The sequence below is a fragment of the Maritalea porphyrae genome (genome assembly GCF_030159895.1).
Taxonomy (GTDB): Bacteria; Pseudomonadota; Alphaproteobacteria; order Rhizobiales; family Devosiaceae; genus Maritalea; species Maritalea porphyrae.
Window position 1 is genome coordinate 963285 of sequence record NZ_BSNI01000002.1, and the last position, 21628, is coordinate 984912.

The 21628-nt window shown below is 51.3% G+C and carries 24 protein-coding genes; 11 read left to right on the top strand and 13 right to left on the bottom strand.

Translation table 11 applies throughout. The features are described from left to right. From QQL65_RS08095 to paaA, 6 genes are all read right to left on the bottom strand, one after another. Entirely contained in the window at nucleotides 1-504 is a 504-nt protein-coding gene (locus QQL65_RS08095; RefSeq protein WP_284363492.1) for an AAA family ATPase, read from the bottom strand. A gap of 99 nt (nucleotides 505-603) precedes the next feature. Beyond that, nucleotides 604-1683 (bottom strand): 2Fe-2S iron-sulfur cluster-binding protein, encoded by a 1080-nt coding sequence (locus tag QQL65_RS08100; RefSeq protein ID WP_284363494.1) that lies wholly within the window; start codon nucleotides 1681-1683, stop codon nucleotides 604-606. A 9-nt stretch (nucleotides 1684-1692) separates the two neighbouring features. After that, entirely contained in the window at nucleotides 1693-2205 is a 513-nt protein-coding gene (gene paaD / locus QQL65_RS08105) for a 1,2-phenylacetyl-CoA epoxidase subunit PaaD (protein ID WP_284363496.1), read from the bottom strand. Nucleotides 2206-2207: 2 nt separating this feature from the next. Next, complete coding sequence (gene paaC, locus QQL65_RS08110) at nucleotides 2208-2960, bottom strand: 1,2-phenylacetyl-CoA epoxidase subunit PaaC (protein WP_284363498.1); 753 nt, start codon at nucleotides 2958-2960, stop codon at nucleotides 2208-2210. Next, nucleotides 2960-3244, bottom strand: coding sequence for a 1,2-phenylacetyl-CoA epoxidase subunit PaaB (gene paaB / locus QQL65_RS08115; protein ID WP_284363500.1), 285 nt, complete (start codon nucleotides 3242-3244; stop codon nucleotides 2960-2962). Before paaB ends, paaC begins: the two co-directional genes overlap by 1 nt. Before the next feature lie 10 nt (nucleotides 3245-3254). Next, nucleotides 3255-4256, bottom strand: coding sequence for a 1,2-phenylacetyl-CoA epoxidase subunit PaaA (gene paaA, locus QQL65_RS08120; RefSeq protein ID WP_284363502.1), 1002 nt, complete (start codon nucleotides 4254-4256; stop codon nucleotides 3255-3257). Nucleotides 4257-4342: 86 nt separating this feature from the next. Between paaA and QQL65_RS08125 the strand changes: the two genes are divergently transcribed. Beyond that, on the top strand, nucleotides 4343-4777 hold the full coding sequence (locus QQL65_RS08125; RefSeq protein WP_284363504.1) for a PaaI family thioesterase: 435 nt from the start codon (nucleotides 4343-4345) through the stop codon (nucleotides 4775-4777). Nucleotides 4778-4782: 5 nt separating this feature from the next. Here QQL65_RS08125 and QQL65_RS08130 read toward each other — a convergent pair whose 3' ends face one another. The 4 genes from QQL65_RS08130 to QQL65_RS08145 are packed head-to-tail and all read right to left on the bottom strand — an operon-like array spanning nucleotide 4783 to nucleotide 10959. Next, entirely contained in the window at nucleotides 4783-5652 is an 870-nt protein-coding gene (locus tag QQL65_RS08130; protein ID WP_284363505.1) for a PaaX family transcriptional regulator, read from the bottom strand. Nucleotides 5653-5658: 6 nt separating this feature from the next. After that, the gene (gene paaZ / locus QQL65_RS08135; protein WP_284363510.1) at nucleotides 5659-7698 is read right to left on the bottom strand and encodes a phenylacetic acid degradation bifunctional protein PaaZ; all 2040 of its coding nucleotides are present in this window, start codon (nucleotides 7696-7698) and stop codon (nucleotides 5659-5661) included. Between the two features lie 13 nt (nucleotides 7699-7711). Next, nucleotides 7712-8929, bottom strand: coding sequence for a cytochrome P450 (locus QQL65_RS08140; RefSeq protein WP_379863508.1), 1218 nt, complete (start codon nucleotides 8927-8929; stop codon nucleotides 7712-7714). Beyond that, nucleotides 8926-10959, bottom strand: coding sequence for a 3-hydroxyacyl-CoA dehydrogenase NAD-binding domain-containing protein (locus tag QQL65_RS08145; protein WP_284363512.1), 2034 nt, complete (start codon nucleotides 10957-10959; stop codon nucleotides 8926-8928). Before QQL65_RS08145 ends, QQL65_RS08140 begins: the two co-directional genes overlap by 4 nt. Nucleotides 10960-11089: 130 nt before the next feature. Here QQL65_RS08145 and paaG point away from each other — a divergent pair, with 130 nt between their 5' ends. From paaG to QQL65_RS08185, 8 genes are all read left to right on the top strand, one after another. Next, a complete protein-coding gene (gene paaG, locus QQL65_RS08150) occupies nucleotides 11090-11881 on the top strand; it encodes a 2-(1,2-epoxy-1,2-dihydrophenyl)acetyl-CoA isomerase PaaG (protein WP_284363514.1) in 792 nt (263 codons plus the stop codon). Further along, nucleotides 11878-12315, top strand: a complete 438-nt coding sequence (gene paaI / locus QQL65_RS08155; RefSeq protein WP_284363516.1) for a hydroxyphenylacetyl-CoA thioesterase PaaI — start codon at nucleotides 11878-11880, stop codon at nucleotides 12313-12315. Before paaG ends, paaI begins: the two co-directional genes overlap by 4 nt. Beyond that, on the top strand, nucleotides 12312-13514 hold the full coding sequence (gene pcaF, locus QQL65_RS08160) for a 3-oxoadipyl-CoA thiolase (RefSeq protein WP_284363518.1): 1203 nt from the start codon (nucleotides 12312-12314) through the stop codon (nucleotides 13512-13514). The genes paaI and pcaF overlap by 4 nt, the downstream gene beginning before the upstream one ends. Nucleotides 13515-13523: 9 nt before the next feature. Further along, a complete protein-coding gene (gene paaK / locus QQL65_RS08165; protein WP_284363519.1) occupies nucleotides 13524-14840 on the top strand; it encodes a phenylacetate--CoA ligase PaaK in 1317 nt (438 codons plus the stop codon). Further along, on the top strand, nucleotides 14840-15442 hold the full coding sequence (locus QQL65_RS08170) for a TetR/AcrR family transcriptional regulator (RefSeq protein WP_284363520.1): 603 nt from the start codon (nucleotides 14840-14842) through the stop codon (nucleotides 15440-15442). The genes paaK and QQL65_RS08170 overlap by 1 nt, the downstream gene beginning before the upstream one ends. 85 nt (nucleotides 15443-15527) lie before the next feature. After that, nucleotides 15528-16544 carry a TRAP transporter substrate-binding protein gene (locus tag QQL65_RS08175; RefSeq protein WP_284363522.1) on the top strand — a complete coding sequence of 339 codons (1017 nt, stop codon included), beginning with the start codon at nucleotides 15528-15530 and terminating at the stop codon, nucleotides 16542-16544. An 80-nt stretch (nucleotides 16545-16624) separates the two neighbouring features. After that, the gene (locus QQL65_RS08180; protein ID WP_284363524.1) at nucleotides 16625-17131 is read left to right on the top strand and encodes a TRAP transporter small permease; all 507 of its coding nucleotides are present in this window, start codon (nucleotides 16625-16627) and stop codon (nucleotides 17129-17131) included. Beyond that, nucleotides 17124-18437: a TRAP transporter large permease gene (locus tag QQL65_RS08185; protein WP_284363525.1), complete on the top strand. Its 1314-nt coding sequence runs from the start codon at nucleotides 17124-17126 to the stop codon at nucleotides 18435-18437. Before QQL65_RS08180 ends, QQL65_RS08185 begins: the two co-directional genes overlap by 8 nt. 71 nt (nucleotides 18438-18508) lie before the next feature. Here QQL65_RS08185 and QQL65_RS08190 read toward each other — a convergent pair whose 3' ends face one another. Continuing rightward, nucleotides 18509-19051 (bottom strand): hypothetical protein, encoded by a 543-nt coding sequence (locus QQL65_RS08190; protein ID WP_284363527.1) that lies wholly within the window; start codon nucleotides 19049-19051, stop codon nucleotides 18509-18511. Nucleotides 19052-19085: 34 nt separating this feature from the next. After that, entirely contained in the window at nucleotides 19086-19787 is a 702-nt protein-coding gene (locus tag QQL65_RS08195; RefSeq protein ID WP_284363530.1) for an HAD family hydrolase, read from the bottom strand. Nucleotides 19788-19842: 55 nt separating this feature from the next. On the opposite strand from QQL65_RS08195, the gene QQL65_RS08200 reads away from it, so the two are divergent. Further along, nucleotides 19843-20382 (top strand): DUF1697 domain-containing protein, encoded by a 540-nt coding sequence (locus QQL65_RS08200; RefSeq protein WP_284363532.1) that lies wholly within the window; start codon nucleotides 19843-19845, stop codon nucleotides 20380-20382. A 10-nt stretch (nucleotides 20383-20392) separates the two neighbouring features. On the opposite strand, the gene QQL65_RS08205 is transcribed toward QQL65_RS08200, so the two are convergent. Then, a complete protein-coding gene (locus QQL65_RS08205) occupies nucleotides 20393-21031 on the bottom strand; it encodes a cation efflux transmembrane domain-containing protein (RefSeq protein ID WP_284363534.1) in 639 nt (212 codons plus the stop codon). Between the two features lie 77 nt (nucleotides 21032-21108). On the opposite strand from QQL65_RS08205, the gene QQL65_RS08210 reads away from it, so the two are divergent. Further along, entirely contained in the window at nucleotides 21109-21540 is a 432-nt protein-coding gene (locus QQL65_RS08210; RefSeq protein WP_284363536.1) for a MerR family transcriptional regulator, read from the top strand. The last annotated feature ends 88 nt before the right edge of the window (nucleotides 21541-21628 follow it).

Genomic DNA, 21628 nt, shown 5'->3' on the forward strand with positions numbered 1-21628 from the left:
TCAAAGACGACGGCTTAGTCCACAGTGCGCCAAAATCTGGTCAACCACTTGTTGAATTGGAGCGGTGGCATCTATTCGTGTGCCAGATGCTGGCACATCTCCGCCGTTCGCATGAAGTTGTCGGATCAACTCGCGTTCGGATTCGTGACCGCCCCAATCATCCGTCGGCCTCTCAGACAGCCGTTTGTTGAGCGTTGCCAGATCAATTTCTAGTACAAAAACTTTGTCAAATAAGTGAATGAATTTGTTGAAATTGCGACTGCCGCCACAGAAAAAAGTGGCGCAATGTTGAGGGTCTTCTGCAAGTTCTTTGACCTTATTCACGTCCCAGATGTGGGTGTCGTGTCCAACGTGATCAAGCGGCGCGCCGGTGGTTGGGTCACCACAATATGCAAGAACGCGATCCCCATTGAGGGCATGATAACCACGCGCTTCTAGTGCCGAACAAACCGAAGTCTTGCCGGTGCAAGAAACACCCTCAATCAAGTAGTTCTTTTTGCCCATTTTCGAAAAATAGCAAACTCAGGATGTGGAATAAAGCGTTCAAACAAAAACGGAGGGCGATGCCCTCCGTTTTGCATTGCTGCTATCCGATTGACGCGCTTACAGCTCGTCAAAATCCAACGTTAGATTGTCGCTGGTCGGCCGTGCTTGGCATGCAAGGGTAAACCCAGCTTCGATTTCCCAAGGCTCCAGCGAGTAATTCACCGCCATTTCAGCGCTGCCTTTTGCCACTTTGCACCGACAAGTGCAGCACATGCCGCCTTTGCAGGAAAAGGGCAGCTCAAGGCCGTGCTTGTTGGCTGCCTCTAGCACCGTTTCATTCGCGTCAGTGAGTTTAAAGCTGCGTTTTGAGCCGTCCAGAATAATCTCAACGGCAACACCCTGTTCCGCTGCTTCTAGCATTTCTTTTGTTGGTGCTTTGCGCGGTTCTTGGCCATCTGCCGGTGTGAACAGTTCGAAGTGGATTTTAGATTTGTCGACGCCAACTTCTTCGCAGGTTGCCCGCACAACCTCGATCATTTCCCCAGGGCCACAGATGAACACGCCGTCCGCAGATTTTGGATCTATCGCTGATGTGTTGATCAGTGCGTTGATTTTATCCGCATCAATGCGCCCGTTCAGAATTGGTACGTCCTGGTCTTCTCGGCTAAGGATATGGATCAACGTGAGCCGCTCCATAAAACGGTCTTTCAAGAACTCCAGCTGCTCGCGGAACATGATCGATTTAGTTTCGCGGTTGCCGTAAACCAAGGTGACGTTTGCGTCCTCATCGCCTTCTAGTAGCGACTGGGCGATCGACATCATAGGGGTGATGCCGGAACCCGCGGCGATCAGAAGTGCATCTTTGATGTTGCCAATGTCAGCGGTGAAACGGCCTTCGGGTGTCATCACTTGCAGTTTCTGGCCAACCTGCAGGTCCGCTGTTGCAAAGCTCGAAAACTTACCCTCTTCAACCCGCCGAATGCCAACGGTAAGGTCTCTTGCCCCAAGCGGGGAGGAAATTGAATAGGAACGACGGACATCATCGCCTTCAATATCGGCACGCAAAGTGAGATATTGCCCAGGCGTGAAATGATAGTCGCTTTTCAGTTCGGCGGGTACCGCAAAGCTTATGGCTTTGGCATCGTCCGTTAGATCTTCAACTTTAGAAATTGTTAGTTCGTGAAATTTGGGTGCCATGTTCGGACCTCAGATACATTTGAAATAGTCGAAGGGCTCAAGACAGTCTTTGCAGCGATATTGTGCTTTGCAGGCTGTCGACCCAAATTCAGATAGCTTTTCGGTGTTTTCGCTTTCGCACTGCGGACAAGCCACAATGGTCTCGCCAAATAACGCGAGCTTTGAGTTGGACCCAGCAACCGGAGGCGCAATGCCATAGGCGCGAAGTTTTTCGCGTCCCTCATCGCTAATCCAGTCGGTTGTCCATGCGGGTGAAATCACCCGTTCAATTCTTGGCTCAAACCCTGCTTCACGCAACGCAACCTCAATCGCCAATTCAATGGCCAAAACCGCGGGGCAACCGGTATATGTTGGTGTGACATATGCCACCGCTTCCCCGTCAATCATCTCGACGTTGCGCAATATCCCAAGCTCAGCCACATTGACGCACGGCACTTCAGGATCGGGCACAACTGCCGCTGCGTCCCATACCTTTTGTGCCTCAGCATCGCGTTGCTTTTGAGAGGGGTGAAGCTGATCCATAGCTACCAGCTCATGCCCGGATAAGCACGCTGAACATACTGTAATTCAGCTAACAAGAAGCCCATCTCTTCGCCATGATGACCAGTGCGTCCGCCAAGCTGCGGATATTTGACTTCAGGCAACTCCAACAATGCTTGGTCAAAGATGTTTGCAACGGTCTGGTTCCATTGCGCACGAAGCGCTTCGCGGTCCGGCAATATGCCATCATCTGCGCATTCTTGCGCATCTGCAGACATAACAAAAAGCTCTTCTACGTAAGGCGTCAGTTCTTCAACTGCTTCCTTCATGCGTTTGGCGCTTTCCTCGGTGCCGTCGCCGAGCCGGATCACCCACTCGCCAGCATGACGAATATGGTACGCCATCTCCTTGACAGCTTTTCCAGCAATGCCGCGAATGGTCTCATCAGATGACGATAGGGCTGCTTGCCAATAGGGCTCCATAAATGCTGAGAAATAGAGCTGCTTAAGCATCGTGTGGGCAAAATCTTCATTCGGGCGTTCCACCAACAGGCAGTTTTTATATTCCCGATCAAGGCGCAAATAAGCGAGTTGGTCTTCGTCCCGACCCTTGCCTTCAACTTCGCCCGCATAGGTGTAGATGTTGCGCGACGCCCCGATATTATCAAGCGCCATATTTGGCATTGCCAAATCTTCTTCGAGCAATGGGGCATGGCCGCACCACTCAGAAACCCGGTGCCCAAGGATCAAGTGATCATCCCCAAGCTCCAACAAGGCATTAAACAAAGCAACAGACATTACATGTGCCCCACTTCTTCGGGGATGTCATAGAATGTTGGGTGGCGATAGACTTTGTCGACGCCTGGCTCAAAGTTCTCAGCCGCCTGATCCGGATCAGAAGCAAAAATGGATTTTGAAGGCACAACCCAAATCGAAAGGCCTTCGCCGCGACGCGTATATGTATCGCGCGCAGCTTGTAGCGCCATAACTTCATCAGCCGCATGCAAAGACCCGCAATGCTTGTGCGATAAACCGTTGCGCGGGCGGATAAACACTTCCCAAAGTGGCGTTTCTTTACTCATTTTCTCTTCCCTATTCTGCAGCTTGTGCGGTTTGACGCGCAGCCCGTTTTTCAGCATGGGCGAGCGCAGCATCGCGTACCCACTCACCATCGTTCCAAGCCTTTTTGCGTGCTTTGATACGGTCACGGTTCATTTGGCCATGGCCTTTCACAACCTGCCAAAACTCAACCCAATTGATTTCACCGTGGTCATAGCCGCCTTTTCCATTGTTCTTTTCCGGATTCCATTTTAGGTCCGGGTCAGGAACGGTAAGGCCAAGATACTCAGCCTGCGGAACGGTCGCGTCGATAAATTTCTGGCGCAATTCGTCGTTTGAAAAACGTTTGATTTTCCATTTCATGGACTGTTCGGAATGGCTTGAATCTGCATCATGGGGTCCGAACATCATCAGCGATGGCCACCACCAGCGATTGATCGAATCCTGGGCCATGTCCTTTTGCTCTTTGGTGCCATTGCACAAAGAGATTAGAAGCTCGTAGCCTTGGCGCTGGTGAAAACTCTCTTCTTTGCAAACGCGGATCATTGCGCGGGCGTATGGCCCATATGAACAGCGGCACAGCGGAATTTGGTTCATGATAGCCGCGCCATCAACGAGCCATCCGATCGTGCCCATATCTGCCCAAGTTGGGGTAGGGTAGTTGAAGATCGACGAGTATTTCGCTTTGCCTGAAAGCAGTTCTTCGGTCATTTGCTCACGGCTGACGCCGAGTGTTTCGGCTGCCGAATAAAGATAAAGACCGTGCCCACCTTCATCCTGCACTTTGGCCAACAAAGCAGCCTTGCGGCGCAACGATGGAGCGCGCGTGATCCAATTGCCCTCAGGCAGCATGCCAACAATTTCAGAATGCGCATGCTGGCCGATTTGTCGGATCAATGTTTTGCGATAGCCTTCTGGCATCGGGTCGTTTGGTTCGATCTTTTCTTCGCGATCAATACGCGCCTGAAAGGCGGCGAGAAACTCTTCAGTTTCTTCTGTGGTGCCGTCCGCACCGATCAATCCTTGTGAATACATATTGGCATCCCTCTCCGTTCCTGATAATAATAGGTGACGAAAATTCACATATCAAGTAAATTTTGTAACGTATTGGAGTATTGGGGATGGAAAAACGCCTAAATGCGGCTGAACTTGAGGGATTGATCGAAGAGATTTGCGCACCTTGGGTGCAAGAATTGGGCATCAAGGTCAGGGAACTGAGCGAATCGGAAACTCAATTCGTCATGCCGGCGACGGAAAAAATTCTGCGTCATCGTGGCCCCAATGGCGGCTTAGTTTCAGGTCAGGCGCTTATGGCTGGGTCCGACACTGTGAGCTTTCTAGCACTGAGCTACTTGAACGGACGTTTCCGCAATTGCGTTACCGTCGATATGTCCACTAACTTCATGCGCCCATTGCCCGAGGGTAATGTTATTTACAAAGTAACCGTGCTGTCGAACGGTAAGCGGTTGGCGACAACGCGCGTCGATATTTTTGCTGAAGGCAGCGAAAAAGTTGCAACGACTTCAACCGGCGTTTTCGCCTACATCGAAGACTAGCAATTCTATGATTTGAAGCGGCGCATCAATTCAGCTTGCGCTGCTTTTTTGGGTTCTGCATCCCACCAGTTTTGACTCTGCTCGAGCAACGACAAATACAGGTCACGCACCAAAGCGTGGCAGGGCGCGCCCGGCCAGTCGATAGGCAGAAGGTGTTTTGGCAATGCAGGTTGCTTCAAAATCAGTCGCCGCCAATCATGAATTAGCAATGTGCGGACGCACAGTGCTTCAAGCGCCGAAAGTGTTTCCAACTTGGATCGTGTCTCGACCAGCGGCGCAAACCGCTCGATCAACGACAGATAGTCATCAGCCAATGACTGCAAATCCAGCTTCTCAACCACCCATTCGGGCAACGCATCGATTTGACTCTCAATCTGGATCATGTCCGCATCGGCTAGCTGTTTGCGCACTTTTTCACTTGGGTCGGCAAACAAAGCAACGCCGTTGCGCAGTTGCAGGCCGCCAAATGCATCTAGCAAGGCATTTTGTGTTTCGCGGGCATGGCCAATTACGTCGGGACCAATCGCAATTATCAAACTCTGAGGATCAGGCGAAAACTCTGCTTTGTAGATTTTCTGCGTTGCTGGGATGAAACTTTTCAACCCCGCTTTGGAAAGCTGGTAAAAGCTATTGCGGCCTTGCTTTTCGCGCGTAACCCAGCCCTCTTTGGCCAGCCGCGACATCGCCGTGCGCAAAGCGCCGCTTTCCACATTCATTGTGCCAAGAATCGTTTGCAGGTCCGACATGGCGACAGTGCCGCCATGTGGTTGTATAGCATCACCGAAAATAGTGATCACCACCGACCAAACGCGCAATCGACCATCTGAATGTAGATGGTCAATCAATGGTTGAATCAGTGGGTTAGCCGTGCTCATGCACTCCTATGTACGCTCAAACGCCACCATCGTCAAAAGCTCATATTCAGCCACTTGCTCATCATCCTGGTTGAACATATTGACGTGCCAGCGCACCTCGCCATATTCGTCGGTGCGCTTGGTTTTGCGTTTCACTGTAATGCTCACGCGCACTTCGTCGCCCGCGCTCACAGGCTTTTGGAAGCTAAGATCATTTAAGCCCGTATTGGCCAAAACTGGACCAGGGTTCGGTTCAACAAACAAGCCGGCGGCGAAGCTCAAGAGCAAATAGCCATGCGCAACGCGCCCGGGGAAAAATGGATTGGCTGCTGCGGCTTCTTCATCCATATGCGCGTAGAATGTATCCCCTGTGAAGTGGGCGAAATGCTCGATATCTTCAAGCGTTACTTTGCGCGAGGGTGTGTGCACGGTTTCGCCAATTTGCAGCTCGTTGAACGTGCGTGTGAAAGGATGGGCAGGCGGTTCAATAAACTTTGCGCCCTTCACATAGGTGCCGCCAATTGCGGTCAGCAAATCGGGGCTGCCTTGCACTGCTGTGCGCTGCATATAGTGCGTTACACCACGCACGCCGCCGAGTTCCTCGCCACCACCGGCACGACCGGGGCCGCCATGAACCATGTGCGGCAAAGGCGAGCCGTGGCCTGTCGACTCTTTCATTGAGTCACGGTTGTTGAAATATAGCCGACCGTGGAATGCGCCAGCGCCCATGGTGAGTTGCTGCGCAACGCTTGGATCATTGGTGATCACTGACGCTACAAGCGAACCGCCACCTTTATTCATCAACTCAATTGCATGATTGAGATCGCGATAGCCCATAACCGTGGCCACCGGGCCAAAGGCCTCAGTTGAGTGGACGATTGAAGCGGTGTCGGGATTTTCGCAATGGAACAACATCGGCGAAACAAATGCGCCATTGTCCAAATCGTCGCCGTTTAGTGAAAGTGCATCTTGATCGCCATAGGCGAGGGTGCATTCAGAACCAATTTCTGCCGCCTTTTCCAACACATCGCGTTTTTGATCAAGCGAAGCAAGTGCGCCCATGCGGGTGCCATCCGCCGTCGGATCGCCGATCACTGTTTTGGCCAGGCGCGCGCTCATCGCATCAATTACATCTTGCACTCTGTCTTGCTGCACAATCATGCGGCGAATGGCCGTGCATTTTTGACCAGCCTTTGTGGTCATTTCGCGCGATGCTTCTTTGATGAAGAGATCGAACTCAGGCGTATCCGGTGTTGCATCTGGTCCAAGCACGGAAGCATTCAGGCTATCCTGTTCAGCGACAAAGCGGACGCCGTTTTTCAAAATATTGTCGTTTGATTTCAGATAGGATGCCGTGTTCGCAGAGCCCGTAAAGCTTACCACGTCCTGGCAATCAAGTCGGTCCAGCAAATCGCCCGTTCCCCCCATGATTAGTTGCACTGCACCTTCTGGCAATATGCCGCTTTCTATCATCATCTTCACGCAAGCTTCTGTGAGATACGATGTTGAAGTGGCCGGCTTCACAATCGCTGGAACGCCAGCCAATAGCGTTGGCGCAAGCTTTTCTAACATTCCCCACATTGGAAAATTGAACGCGTTAATATGCACCGCAACGCCTAGTAATGGCGTGCAATAATGCTGACCCAAAAAAGTGCCGTTGCGCGAAAGGATTTCGAGATCGCCGTCCGGGTAGATGTGTGCATCGGGCATTTCGCGACGACCTTTGGAGGCGTATACGAACATGGTGCCAATTCCACCATCAATATCAATCTTACTGTCCGCAAGCGTTGCACCGGTCTTGTATGAAAGCTCATAAAGCGGGTCGCGCCGCTCGTTCAAATAGGTCGCCAGCGCCTTGAGCATTCGCGCCCGATCATGAAACGTCATGGCGCGCAGTGCCGGACCGCCCTTTTGTTTGGCGTAGTCGATCACGGCTTGGAAATCCAAGCTGTCAGACCCAGCGTTGGCAATGTGTTCACCGGTAACGGCGGAGAAGATTTTGCGTGTCTTGCCAGATGGTCCCACCCACTGGCCGCCTGCATAGCTTTCAAGCTGCATAATAGACATTGATTTTAAACCCTTAGTTCAGTTTTGCTGGCAATTTCGCATAGCCACGGAATCTTAGACGCCCGCCTAACTCTGCATTGCCGGTGAGTTGATAGTTTGGATATTTCTTGAGGAAGCGATTGACCGCGATGCGCCCTTCCATTCGCGCCAGTTGAAAGCCAACGCACAGGTGCGGTCCGCCCGCAAATGCCAAATGCCGGTTTGGTTTGCGCATCAATTTTAACTCGTCTGGATCGTCAAATTGTGCTGGGTCGCGGTTGGCTGCACCAATCACCAAATGCAAATTGCTGCCTGCCGGAATTTTATGTCCGTCAATTTCAATATCAGCCGTTGTTTCACGGTTGCCCAATTGGTTGGGTGACAAGAAGCGCAAGAATTCATCGACCCCGGTTTTGATGATCTCGGGATTGGACTTGAGGGCATATTTTTGCCCCGGGAAATCGTGCAATGCAGCCAGCGCATTGCCGATCAGGTTCGTGGTGGTTTCGTGGCCAGCGTTTAGAATGAAGATGCAGTTTTGCAGCAGCTCAGTTTCGGATAGTTCGCCTTCTTCGCTTTCAATCAAACGCGTCAAAACATCGGTCTCGGGATCACCTGGGTGTCTGCGACGATCATCAGCCAAGTCTTTCAAATAGGCTTTGAAATCGATGACAGATTGATTTCCTTTGGCGAGTTGCTCTGCTGTCAGCGTTGGTTCAAGTGCGCCCAAAATCGCCAGCGACCAATCACGTAGCGGCTCGCGATCTGCCATCGGCATATTAAACATATTGCCAATGATTTGGATTGGGATCTTGCTGGCGAAATCCTCGATGAGGTCAACCTGTTCCCGGCCATCCATCTGATCCAAAAGCATGTCAATTGTGTCAATCAACCCCGGTTCCATATTGGCGATTGCGCGAGCATTGAGTGCGCCGACCATGATTTTGCGTACGCGTGTGTGTAGCGGTGGTTCGTTGAATACAAGCGAGGTCGTATGGTGCTCATATAGCGGCGCGTCGCCGCCAAATTTTGGCAGGAAGGCGCGTTTCTTATCAGAGATAAAAAGCGTTGTGTCGCGGTAAATGCGGTCGAGATCGGCGTAGCGGGTCAAAACAAATGACCCGTCTGGCTGAGCGCAAACGGGCGCGTATTCGAGCAACGCATGATAAAAGGGGAACGGGTCCTCAGCAAATCCATCTGGCGGATTTGTCAGGTCGAACCCTTCTATCATCTCGCGCTCAATCGTGGTCACTTGAGCCGCTCCGAAAGTCGCCAGCTGTTTGGGCTTTGCGCTGCCACATCTGCTATCGCATTCTTGACGCGATCAATGCCAATTTCGTTGGCATAATGCATCGGGCCGCCGCGCCAGCGCGGGAAGCCGTAGCCGTGAATTTTTACCAAATCCACATCAAGGTCACGTTCGGCGATGCCTTCTTCAACAATCAGCGCGCCTTCATTGATCATCACCGCTAGCAGCCGATCGATAATTTCTTGGTCTGTGAAGGTACGTCGTTCAATGCCAGCTTCACTTGCCTCTTTCTCAATAAGATCGGTGACAAAGCTGTCTTCATTGGGTTTGCGGTCGCCCTCGACATAAGCGTACCAGCCTTTTTGGCTGCGTTGCCCGAAACGCTCTGCCTCACACAACAAATCGCCAATGCGCACGTAACGCTCATTGGGGGAACGGGTCGGCGCTTGGCGTTTGCGATTAGCCCATGAGATTTGCAGACCCGTGAGGTCCTGCAACTCATACGGTCCCATCGGCATGCCAAAGCCGCGCATTGCCTCGTCGATCTGTTTTGGCGTGCAACCATCCATCAACAAATAATCCGCTTGACGGCGGTAGGCCGACAAAATGCGGTTGCCAATAAACCCGTCGCATATGCCCGAAAGAACACCCACTTTGCGCAGCCGTTTGCCCAAATCAAACCCAGTGGCCAACACGTCTTTTGATGTTGTCGGCAGACGCACAATTTCGAGTAGTTTCATGATGTGGGCAGGCGAAAAGAAGTGCAGCCCGATAAAGCGGGAGGGGTTCGTGATGCCGTCAAAGATTTGCGTTGGGTCGATATAGGATGTGTTTGTCGCCAAGATCGCATCTTCACGCATGTGGCTGGCAAGCGATTGGAACACTTGCTGCTTTACGCTCAAATCTTCGAATACGGCTTCTATGGCCAAATCTGCGTCGGCCGAGGCGGCATAATCGTCTGAAACGATCAGGTTGGATTTAAGCTTTTCAGCCTTCTCGTCTGATATTTTGCCACGCTTCACACCGCCGGCAATCAAACCCTCAATGCGCTCCCGCCCTGCGTCTGCGGCAGCTTGATCGCGCTCAATTAGTGTAACGTCATAACCTGCATTGAGGCACGCAAAGCCAATTCCTGCACCCATCAAGCCGCCACCAACAACAGTGATTTTTCGGATTTCAAGCGGCGTGCCGCCCTCAATTGCCTTAGGTTTGCTCACTGCACGTTCGGAGAAGAAGGCATGACGCAGTGCTTTTGATTGCGCGCTGTCACGTAACTCTAAGTGCAGCGCGCGTTCTTTGGGTTGGCCCTCTTTGAAGGGCAAAGTAGCGGCCCACTCAATGGCGCGCAAATTGTCGAGCGGCGATGTTTGACCTTTTGCTCGTTTGACGATCTCGGCGCGTTTGTTTTCAAAATAGTCATAAGCAACTACAGCCGGTGTGCGCTGGCTGATCGGCGACAAGACAGTTGGCAAATCTGCAGCAAAGGCAGTTGCGGCTTCTAGCGGATCACCATCAAAAACCTCATCTAACCCACCAAGGTCATATAGCTTTTGCGCGTCAATCAGTTGACCTGTCGTGGCCAATTCGACGGCGGCTTCAACCCCGATGAGACGTGGCAAGCGCTGTGATCCAGCCGCACCAGGGACTAAGCCGAGATTAACCTCAGGTAGTCCGAACCGCGTGCCTTTTTGGGCGAGGCGAAAATCGCACGCCATTGCCAATTCAAATCCGCCACCAAGTGTGGTTCCGTGGGTCGCTGCGATCCAGGGGACTGAGCTGTCTTCGATTGTCTGATAGACGTCCGGCAAATGCGGTTCTTGCGGCGGCTTGCCAAATTCTGAAATATCGCCGCCAGCAACAAAGGTGCGTCCCGCGCAGTAGACAATTGCCGCTTTCGCGTTTGCCTTTTCTGCTGCGGCCACAGCATCTAGCAACCCAATGCGAACAGCAACGCCAGTTGCATTTACCGGTGGGTTGTCAATTTTAACAAGAGCGATATCGCCCTTAATCTCGCAACTTACAACGTTCGACAACGTCCATCCCCCAAAAGTCGAAACATCCAATTTCGAACATATATTGACCAACCAGTCGGTTTATGTAAAGCTAAATTTCACATGAGAAGTAAATCTCGAACATTTGTCGGGATATCCTGGGGAGGATCGCGTGAGCGACACAATTATCGTCACAAAGGCCGATGGCTGGGTGGAAATAGCGCTTAATCGACCAGATCGATTGAATTCGTTCAATGACGAAATGCACGGCGCATTACAGGCGGCATTGGGTGAAGCAAAAGATGATGATTCGGTTCGGGCCATTTTGCTCACAGGGTCCGGGCGGGGATTCTGTGCCGGGCAAGATCTGGACGCGCGCGATCCACGCAAAATGACGTCGCCACCAGATTTGCAGGCGACCATTTCAAATTTCTACAACCCGCTGGTCAAACTCATTCGCTCAATCAACAAGCCAATCATTTGTGCTGTAAATGGCGTAGCGGCAGGCGCGGGTGTCAATATTGCGCTCGGCTGCGATGTGGTTTTTGCGGCGGAAAGTGCCAAATTCATCCAGAGTTTTTCAAAAGTTGGCTTGGTGCCCGATGCTGGTGGTAGTTGGATATTGCCGCGTCTTATTGGTGAGGCGCGCGCGAAATATATCTGCATGACAGCAACGCCTGTTCCCGCAAAGCAAGCGGTTGAATGGGGTATGATCTGGCAGGCATTGCCAGATGATCAGTTGATGGATGAGGTGCGAAAGTTCACTGCGCAAATGGCAGAAGGCCCAACGTTTGGGTTGGGCATGATGAAGCGAGCCTTGCAAACATCATTCGACCATTCACTGGATGAGCATTTGGCTGTTGAGGCTGAAATGCAGGGGCGTTGTGGGCGATCTAAAGATTATGCGGAAGGCGTAAGTGCGTTTCTTGATAAGCGACCAACCAAATTCGGCGGTATTGAATGATGACGCCGCTGGAACGCGCACAAAAATCGGCACAAGCCATGTGGGATAATGATTCCGCGTCGCAGCGCGTTGGTATGAAACTCGTTGAAGTTGGCGTTGGCAGTGCTGTCCTGTCCATGATCATTGATGATCAGCATTTAAACGGCCACAAAATCTGTCATGGCGGTTACATTTTTATGCTGGCCGATAGCGCGTTTGCCTTCGCTTGCAACAGCTATAATCAGCTCGCGGTCGCCTATCAAAATTCTATCACCTATTCCGCACCCGGCAAAAAGGGTGACGTGCTGACCGCTAAGGCTGTTGAAGTCAGTAAATCAGGGCGTTCTGGCATCTACGACGTGACAATAACAAATCAAAATGATGAGGCGTTGGCGCATTTTCGCGGACACTCGCGCACCATCAAAGGTACACATTTTACGGAGAATGAGGCGTGAACGAAGCCTATTTGTGCGAAGGGTTTAGAACTCCAATTGGTCGGTTTGGCGGCACGCTGTCATCGGTACGTCCAGACGATATGCTCGCCCATGTGATTAAAAAGACAATGGAAGCGGCGCCAAATCTTGATCCAGCCGCCATCGATGATTGCTATATGGGGTGCGCCAACCAGGCGGGCGAAGACAACCGCAATGTAGCGCGTATGGCGACACTTCTTGCGGGGTTGCCAACAAGCGTGCCGGGTACCACCATCAATCGTCTTTGCGGTTCCGGTTTGGATGCAGTCGGCATGGCCGCACGTGCAATCAAAGCGGGCGAAGCAGAAGTGATTCTGGCCGGTGGCGTTGAGAGCATGAGCCGCGCACCATTTGTGATGCCAAAAGCTGATACCGCCTTTTCGCGCAACGCAGAGATTTACGACACTACAATCGGCTGGCGCTTCGTCAATAAACTGATGAAGAAGCAGTATGGCATCGATTCCATGCCCGAAACCGGCGAAAATGTTGCTGAGGACTTTAACGTTTCGCGGCAAGATCAAGACGCTTTCGCGTTCCGATCTCAAGAGCGCGCGGCCAAGGCCACTGCTTCGGGCCGATTGGCGCAAGAAATCGTTTCTGTTCAAATCCCGCAGCGCAAGAAAGACCCAATTGTCTTTGCGCAGGACGAGCACCCGCGCGCGTCGACCATGGAAAAGCTTGCGTCGCTGGCTACGCCTTTCCGTGAAGGCGGAACCGTAACTGCTGGCAACGCATCTGGTGTCAATGATGGCGCAGTTGCCATTATCATTGCGTCAAAAGCCGCTGTTGAAAAATATGGGCTGAAACCAAAAGCTAAAATCACTGGACTTGCAACGGCGGGCGTTGAACCGCGCATCATGGGTATCGGTCCAGCACCGGCATCGCAAAAGCTCTTGGACCGCCAAGGGTTGAAGATTTCAGACGTCGATTTGATCGAACTGAACGAGGCATTTGCGTCTCAAGGTATTGCCGTTTTGCGCCAATTAGGCGTGGCCGAAGATGCGGATTTCGTCAATCCAAATGGTGGCGCCATTGCACTTGGCCATCCGCTTGGAATGTCCGGTGCGCGCCTAGCGCTGACCGCAGGCATTGAATTGCAAAATACAGGCAGTAAGCGCGCGCTGTGCACCATGTGCATCGGTGTTGGCCAAGGCATCGCTCTGATGCTTGAGCGCGCGTAAGGGGGAGTTATGAAGGATCTTACACCAAATAAAGCTGATCTCGATCCGATTGAGATTGCCTCGCGTGATGAAATCGCCGCATTGCAGCTTGAGCGGATGAAATCAACTCTGGCTCATGCCTACAACAATGTGCCTTTCTATAAGCAAAAATTCGATGAGGCGGGTGTTCACCCTGACGATCTGAAGTCATTGTCGGACCTGTCAAAGTTCCCGTTCACGGTCAAAACTGACCTTCGTGACAATTACCCTTTTGGCATGTTCGCCGTGCCGCGTGAGCAGGTTAGCCGCATCCACGCCTCCTCAGGCACAACGGGCAAACCGACAGTGGTTGGCTACACCAAAAACGATATTGAAATGTGGTCTTCTGTGGTCGCGCGGTCACTGCGGGCTGCGGGTGTGCGTAAAGGTGATATCCTGCACAATGCCTATGGCTATGGCTTGTTCACCGGCGGCTTGGGCGCCCACTATGGCGCAGAAGCTTTAGGCTGTTCAGTGGTGCCCATTTCCGGCGGCATGACATCGCGTCAGGTGCAGTTGATCCAAGATTTCCAACCGCACGCGATCACGGTTACGCCTTCTTATATGCTGGCGATTTTGGATGAGTTTCGCAAACAAGGTGTCGATCCGCGGGAAAGCTCGCTGCAAGTCGGGATTTTTGGCGCCGAGCCTTGGACCAATGCAACTCGCCTCGAAGTTGAGCAGGCCTTTGATATGCACGCGGTTGACATTTACGGACTGTCCGAAGTGATTGGGCCGGGTGTTGCCAACGAATGTGTAGAAACCAAAGACGGTTTGCACATTTGGGAAGATCACTTCTATCCAGAAATCATCAATCCGGAAACCGGCGAACTAGTCGAAGAGGGTGAAGAAGGCGAGTTGGTGTTCACGTCACTCACCAAAGAGGCGCTGCCAATCATTCGTTACCGCACCCGCGATCTAACACGATTGTTGCCTGGCACAGCACGCTCTATGCGACGTATGGAGAAAATCACTGGCCGTTCGGACGACATGATCATCCTGCGCGGTGTCAATGTGTTCCCAACCCAGGTTGAAGTGCAAGTTTTGGCCGTTGAGGGGCTTGCCCCCCACTTCCAGATCGAATTGATCCATCACGGTCGAATGGACGGGATGATCGTGCATGTGGAAGCGACCAAAGACGCAGCATCGGACGATGCGCGCGCCCAATCTGCAAAACTATTGTCCAAAAAAATCAAAGACAATATCGGCGTCTCCGCACAAGTGATCACCAAGGAGCCCGGCGGCGTGCCGCGCTCACAAGGCAAAGCCGTTCGCGTGATTGATAATCGAGCGGAGGGGCAGGGCTAGTGGTACGCACCATCGCAAAAGACCATGAAGAAAAGCGCCTCGCCATTCTGAAGACCGCAGCGAAGTTCTTTGCCAAAAATGGTTTTGACAGATCATCAATGAGCCAACTGGCTATTGAATGTGGTGTCTCCAAGGCGCTCATCTATCACTATTATGAGAGCAAAGAAGTCCTTCTCTACGACATAATTTTTACCCATTTGAAGGATTTGGTGGACGCGGTTGATGCGGTGAAACAAAACGAAGATCCAGAGCAGCATTTACGCAATTTGGTGCATGCTATTTTGGGTCAATATCGCGACGCAGACGCTGAACATAAGCTTCAGCTCGAAGCAACGACATCCCTACCAAGGGCAAATCAAAAAACGCTCGCAGACATGCAAAGGCGCTTGGTAGTTACACTTTCCGATGCCATCAATGCAGTATCTCCTATGTGTTTTGAACAACGCGAGGAGACACTTAGACCAGTCACCATGTCCCTGTTTGGGATGCTGAACTGGTTCTATCTTTGGTATCGCCGCGGCAAGGGGATGACGCGATCAGATTACGCCGATCTGGCAACGGATTTGCTTATTGGCGGAATAAAAGGATTGGAAAAGCAGTAGCTTTTTTCAAACCCGAATAAGAGACGTTCCAATTGCTAAAGAGCAATCGGTGCGAATGTAGGAGAGTTCATTCAGGGAGGTAGTAATGAACAAATTTGTTAAACTCGCAGCCGCTGCCGCTGTTGCACTGACCGCTGGCACAAGTGCTTTTGCGGCAGATCACAAACTCACAATTTCAAGCTGGACTGGTCCTGGTCACGGCATCAACGCCATCATGTGGCCAAACCTGATCAAAATGATCGAGGAAGCAACGGACGGAAAAGTTACAGCTGAAGTGAAACTTGGCCTTGCTCCACCACCTGCTCAAATGGATTTGGTGATGGATGGCGCTGCCGACATGACCATCATTTTCCACGGCTATCAGCCAGGCCGTTTTGTTGGCACAAAGCTTATCGAATTGCCAGGTTATGAAGGCAATGCAGAAGCGGCGTCAGTTGCCTACTGGCGTGTCCACGAAGCACACTTGGCAGCTCTCAATGAGCACCGTGGCGTGAAACTTATGGGCCTAACAACCCATGGTCCAGGCCAAATTCACTCCAATAAAGAAGTGCAATCATTGGCTGACTTGAACGGTTTGAAAACCCGTATCGGTGGCGGTGTTGCTGGTGACGTGGGTGCCGAATTGGGCTTGATCGGCATTCAAGTGCCTGCCCCGAAAGTGTATGAAACACTTGATTCCGACGCAGCGGATGCGGTGGCTATGCCGTTTGAAAGCCGCAAAGGCTTCAAGCTGACTGAAGTGGCTGAAAATGTCTACGAAATGCCAGGTGGTTTCTATCGCGGTTCATTCGCATTTTTGATGAGCCAAGAAACATTTGATAGCTTGCCTGCAGACCTTCAAAAAGCACTTGCTGAAAAAGTGTTTGGCGAACCAGCAAGCCGCATGCTTGGCGCTGCTTGGGATGAGATCGACAATATCGGTCGCGCTGCAACTGAAGAAACAGAAGGCAACACAATCACTGTGGCTTCTGAGGCGGATCAAGCGGCTTACGCTGAAATCGCAACCAAAGTGACTGCCAAAATCTTGGCAGAGCTAGAAGCGGCAGGCGTTGATGCGCAAGCAGCCTACGACATGGTCAAAGCTGAAATGGCCGCGCAATAAGCGGCCCTTGATTTGACAATAAGATGCGGCGCGGGTCAGCATGACCTGCGCCAATCATTTGCTTAACTGAGGTAACCCACATGAAGTCTGCCTTGAAACTTGTTCGGCAATTGTCGCAAGTCCCGATTTTTCTTGCGTCTGCTGTTTTGTTTTTGCTCATGGCAATGACCTTTGCAGATGTGATCATGCGCTCAACGTTCAATTCACCAATTGAAGCTGCAACTGAACTCACACGCATGTTTATGGCCATCATAGTGTTCCTGATTTTGCCGATCATTTCGGGCAAACAAGAGCATATTGTGGTGGATTTGGCAGACCCGCTTTTCACCAATAAATGGGTGGTGCGCATCCGGGATACGATCATCAATCTCGCTTGTGGCGCGATGTTACTCTGGCCCGCACAACGTATTGTCGTGCTGGCAGAACGCGCCCGCGACTATGGTGATGTAACCGAATATCTATCTATTCCTCAGTTCTACATTGGATGGTTTATCGCCATCATGACCTTTATCAGTGCGTTTGTGTTGATCGCCCGTGGCCTCATCACTTTGTTTGCACCTCAATATCTGGAAGAACAAAATGATTGAAGCTGTCATCGGGTTTGGCGCCGTTTTGGTGCTGGTTATGTTGCGTATGCCGATCGCTTTCGCCATGGGTTTGGTGGGCATGATTGGCTATATGCACGAAACAAGTTTTCGCGGTGCGCTATCGATGGTGTCGCGCCTGATCATCGATACGTCGCAAGATTACGGCTTGTCCGTGGTCCCGCTATTTATTCTAATGGGCTTGTTCGTCAATAAAGGCGGTATCGCCCGCGAGCTCTATCAAGTTTCTTACGCTTTCTTGGGCCATTTGCGCGGCGGATTGGCCATGGCGACCATTCTAGCTTGTGGTGGCTTTGCCGCTATTTGTGGATCTTCGCTTGCAACCGCTGCAACCATGTCCAAAGTGGCCATGCCGCAAATGCGCAAATATGGCTATGAAGATAGCCTTTCCACCGCCTCGATTGCCGCTGGTGGAACATTGGGCATTCTCATCCCGCCATCTGTCATCTTGGTGATCTATGGTTTGCTGACCGAAACTTCAATTGGCAAATTGTTTATGGCCGGCATCATTCCAGGTTTGCTTGGCATTCTGTTCTACATTTTTGCGGTCAAATATACCGTCACCCGCAACCCAAATGCTGGGCCAGCAGGCGAGCGCACCAACTGGGTCGGACGCCTTGGCGCACTGCGCGGCGTGTGGGCCGTTTTGATCTTGTTCTTCTTGGTGATCGGTGGGCTTTATGGCGTTTTGGACGTATGGCCCATTCATTTGACATTCTCACCAACTGAAGCGGCAGGCATGGGCGCAGCAGGTGCGTTTTTGATCGCGCTGTTCCGTGGCAACCTAACGTTCAAAGCAGTTGGCGAAGTGCTTAAAGAAACGGCCATCACCACAGCGTCCTTGTTCAGCGTGTTGATCGGCGCGTGGATATTCTCAAACTTCATTAATGTGGCCGGTTTGACCGAAGGGTTGCGCGACATGATCTCGTCATACAATCTTGCCCCTTGGATGGTTATGGCCATCATTTTGGGCATCTACATTGTGTTGGGTATGATCTTTGAAAGCTTGTCGATGCTGTTGCTGACGGTGCCGATTTTCTTCCCGCTTGTCATTGGCCTTGGTTTTGACCCGGTTTGGTTCGGCGTCGTGGTTGTGGTGGTGACGGAAATCAGCCTCATCACCCCACCTGTTGGGCTCAATGTGTTCATCTTGAAGAACGTTGTTGGCGACGTGTCCACTGGCACCATCTTTAAAGGGGTTACCCCATTTTGGGTGGCAGACATTATCCGCTTGGCTCTGCTTGTTGGCATTCCAGCCCTATCGCTGTTCTTGCCATCGCAGATGTAGGTCAATACCGCAATCAAGGAATAAGTTCATTTGTGCGAGAATTCTTGAGCTGAAGGGTAATTCTCTTCAGCTCAAGAATTGCGAACACCGTCGTCAATGTAGTGGCGCTTGTTGAATTCACGGATAACCATTTCCACTGTGGCTTTAAACTCACCGACATTCATGTGCAGATGATCTTGCTCGTAAAAGTACCGCCAATCCTGAAACGCATTTTTGTGTTGTTCGAGTAAATTCCCAATTCTATACTCTTGGTGGAAGCGATTTGGAAATTGTGCAACAATTTCAGACAGGAAGCGTTGCTCCAGTTTTTCTTTGCTTTGCGAATTGAGCTGACCAAATAGCTCAGAAAGGTTGTGTCCGCGGATCACTTCTGAGTTCTTCCGGTCAAACACAATCCACGCCTTGAGGGCAATTTCCATACTGAGAGCCAGAAGCATAGGTTTTATGCCAAAGCCATCTGGTGCGCCGAGGCGTGGCTCCTTTGAAGGCTGTAGAACTTTGCTTTTTTCAGCGTGTTCGAGCGTGTCAACGCGATCAAGAAGCGATTTGGCAGCGTTTGCCAAAGTTATCCCTGCACCTATCCAGTGCTTGCGCTCAATTTTGTTTTTGTTCATGCGGTTTATCTGGATCTAATTTGAGGCGACTTCATCACCCAAAGAAGTGATCAATCTCAGCTTTGAAGTGCAAAAGGCTCGGCAATATTGCGACGCACATGGCGGCAATTTCGTCAGTTGGGTCTAGAATGTCTGGCACCATCACCGTGGCCAAACCCGCAGCGCTCGCGGAGCGTACGCCATTATGGCTATCTTCAAACGCAATGCAGTTGCTTGGGTTCACGCCCAAACGCTCTGTTGCTGTTAGAAAGGGTTCTGGGTGCGGTTTGCCTTGGCTCACATCTGCGCGGGTGACAATCGTGTCGAAATAGCTGTGCAAACCAGCTTGATCGAGATGCTTGTGCGCTGACGCACCGGTGGAAGTTGCCACCGCAATTGGCACACCGCGCTTGCTCAACCCGGCCACCAGTTCCTTTGCGCCGTGCTTTAGGGGAATACCATTTGCCATCTCAGCGTGCGCGCGTTCCACCATCAATCCTTCGTAGGTTTCAACATCAAAGTCTTTTCCAAAGAAGCGCTGATAGATTGGCACATTTTCGGTTTGTGGAATGCCCACAAACGCAGCAAACATATCGTGTGAAAGCTCAAAACCCCATTCTTTGCAAAGCTGTTGCATGACCCGCTTGTAGATTTGCTCAGTGTCGAGCAATAACCCGTCCATATCGAAAACAACGGCTTCGACTTGATCGGGCCAAGCGCCCAGTTTGTTTTCAATTGCGGATTGGGGAGCGTTCATGTTTCACTTCTTCAATAATAGCTTTTAGATTCTGCCAGGAAGGCGCGACAGACTGATGTATAAATATGTGGCCTTGTTTCGTGGCCTAAATGTGGGCGGACACAATAAAATAACAATGGTCGATTTAAAAGCGATGCTAGAGGGTGCTGATTGTCAAAAGGTTACCACCTACATTCAATCTGGCAATGCGGTTTTTCAAAGTGATGTCAGCCCAAACGAAATTGAATCGCATTTGGAAAATGCATTCGAAGATCAGTTTGGCTATGCGGTCGAGATTATGGTTCGCGGTGACAAGGAATTGCAGGCCGTATTTGACGACTACCCCTTTTTCAATGAGGAACGCGAACTGCGTTTCATGATGACAGGGTTTGCCAAGGGCGGGTTTGCACCTGATGCTGAAACTGTATTAGCAAATGTCGCCGAAGGCGACGAGCTTGTGCAAATTGTTGGCAATCAGGTGCACTTTTATTTCGCCAATGGTTCGGGCCGCTCAAAACTTGGCGCGCTGAACTTTGCAAAGAAAATTGGCACGCCGCTTACCTTGCGTAATCGGCGTACCGTGGGGAAATTGCTCGAACTGATCAACGCGCTTTAGGGGCTAGACCCTAGTGGCTGTGGCTGTTTGTGGCCTCGCCAGTTTTAAGTTCGCGGATCGATTGGTTCAGTACCTGCCAAGCTGAGGACAAGAACAAGCCGGCCATAATGATCGCAACGATCAAATCGGGCCAACCCGAAGCCGTGCCCCAAACGCCAAGCGCGGCGATCATCACACCCACATTGCCAATCGCATCATTGCGCGAACACAGCCAAACCGACCGTACATTGGCGTCGCCATCTTTATAAGCCATCAAAAGAAGGACGCTGACCACATTTGCAGTGAGCGCCAAAAAGCCAATCAGACCCATGGTTTCAGCATGAGGTACCCCAACATAGAAGAACTGATAGGCGGTGGAACCAGCAACCCACAAGCCCATGCCCAAAAGCGTTAGCCCCTTAAAAAAGGCCGCAGTTGCGCGAACGCTTTGCGGACGGCCGATCACCCAAAAGCTGATCGCATAGGTCACCCCATCTTGCAAAAAGTCTAACGCATCCGCTTTGAGCGCTTGTGAGCCTGACAGTTGCCCGCCGCCCATTTCGACCACGAACATTACCAAATTGATGATGGTCACCCAAATCAGGCGTTTCTTATATTCGGCGGACATCCCGTCAAATGTTTTGGTTTGGCCGCAGCATTTTTCGCTCATTCCAACGTGTCTTTCTTTTGTTTTCTTCTCGTTGGTGATATCTATAATTGCTCTAGTCACTATAGGTTCAAGCCCCAATGAACGAAAAACTGCAAGAATATTCAATCGGCCAATTGTCGCGCCTTTCAGACGTGAAAGTGCCTACCATCCGCTACTATGAACAGATTGGGTTGCTTGAAGAACCTTATCGAACAGAAGGTGGCCAGCGGCGATATTTCAGCGACGCGCTTGATCGTCTTCGCATGATTGCCCATGCGCGAGCGCTTGGATTTTCTATTGATGCCATTCGCGAGTTTATTCGCCTAGCGGGCCACCCCGAAGCGCCATGCGAAGACCTTGACCAAATCACCATGCATCATCTAAACGATGTCACACAGCGTATTCAAAAGCTCGAGCGCTTGAAGGCAGAATTGCAATCCATGCTCAAAAATTGCCAGCATGGCACCATTGAAAAATGCCGCATACTCGAAGTCTTGAGCGATCATAATCACTGTCAAACAGAGCATTAGGCGCCCGCCGCGCCTTGTGACCTATTTCACCCTTCACGCATCCGTTTGAAGGGACAAATTTGCTTTTTCAAAGTTCAAGGACACAAAA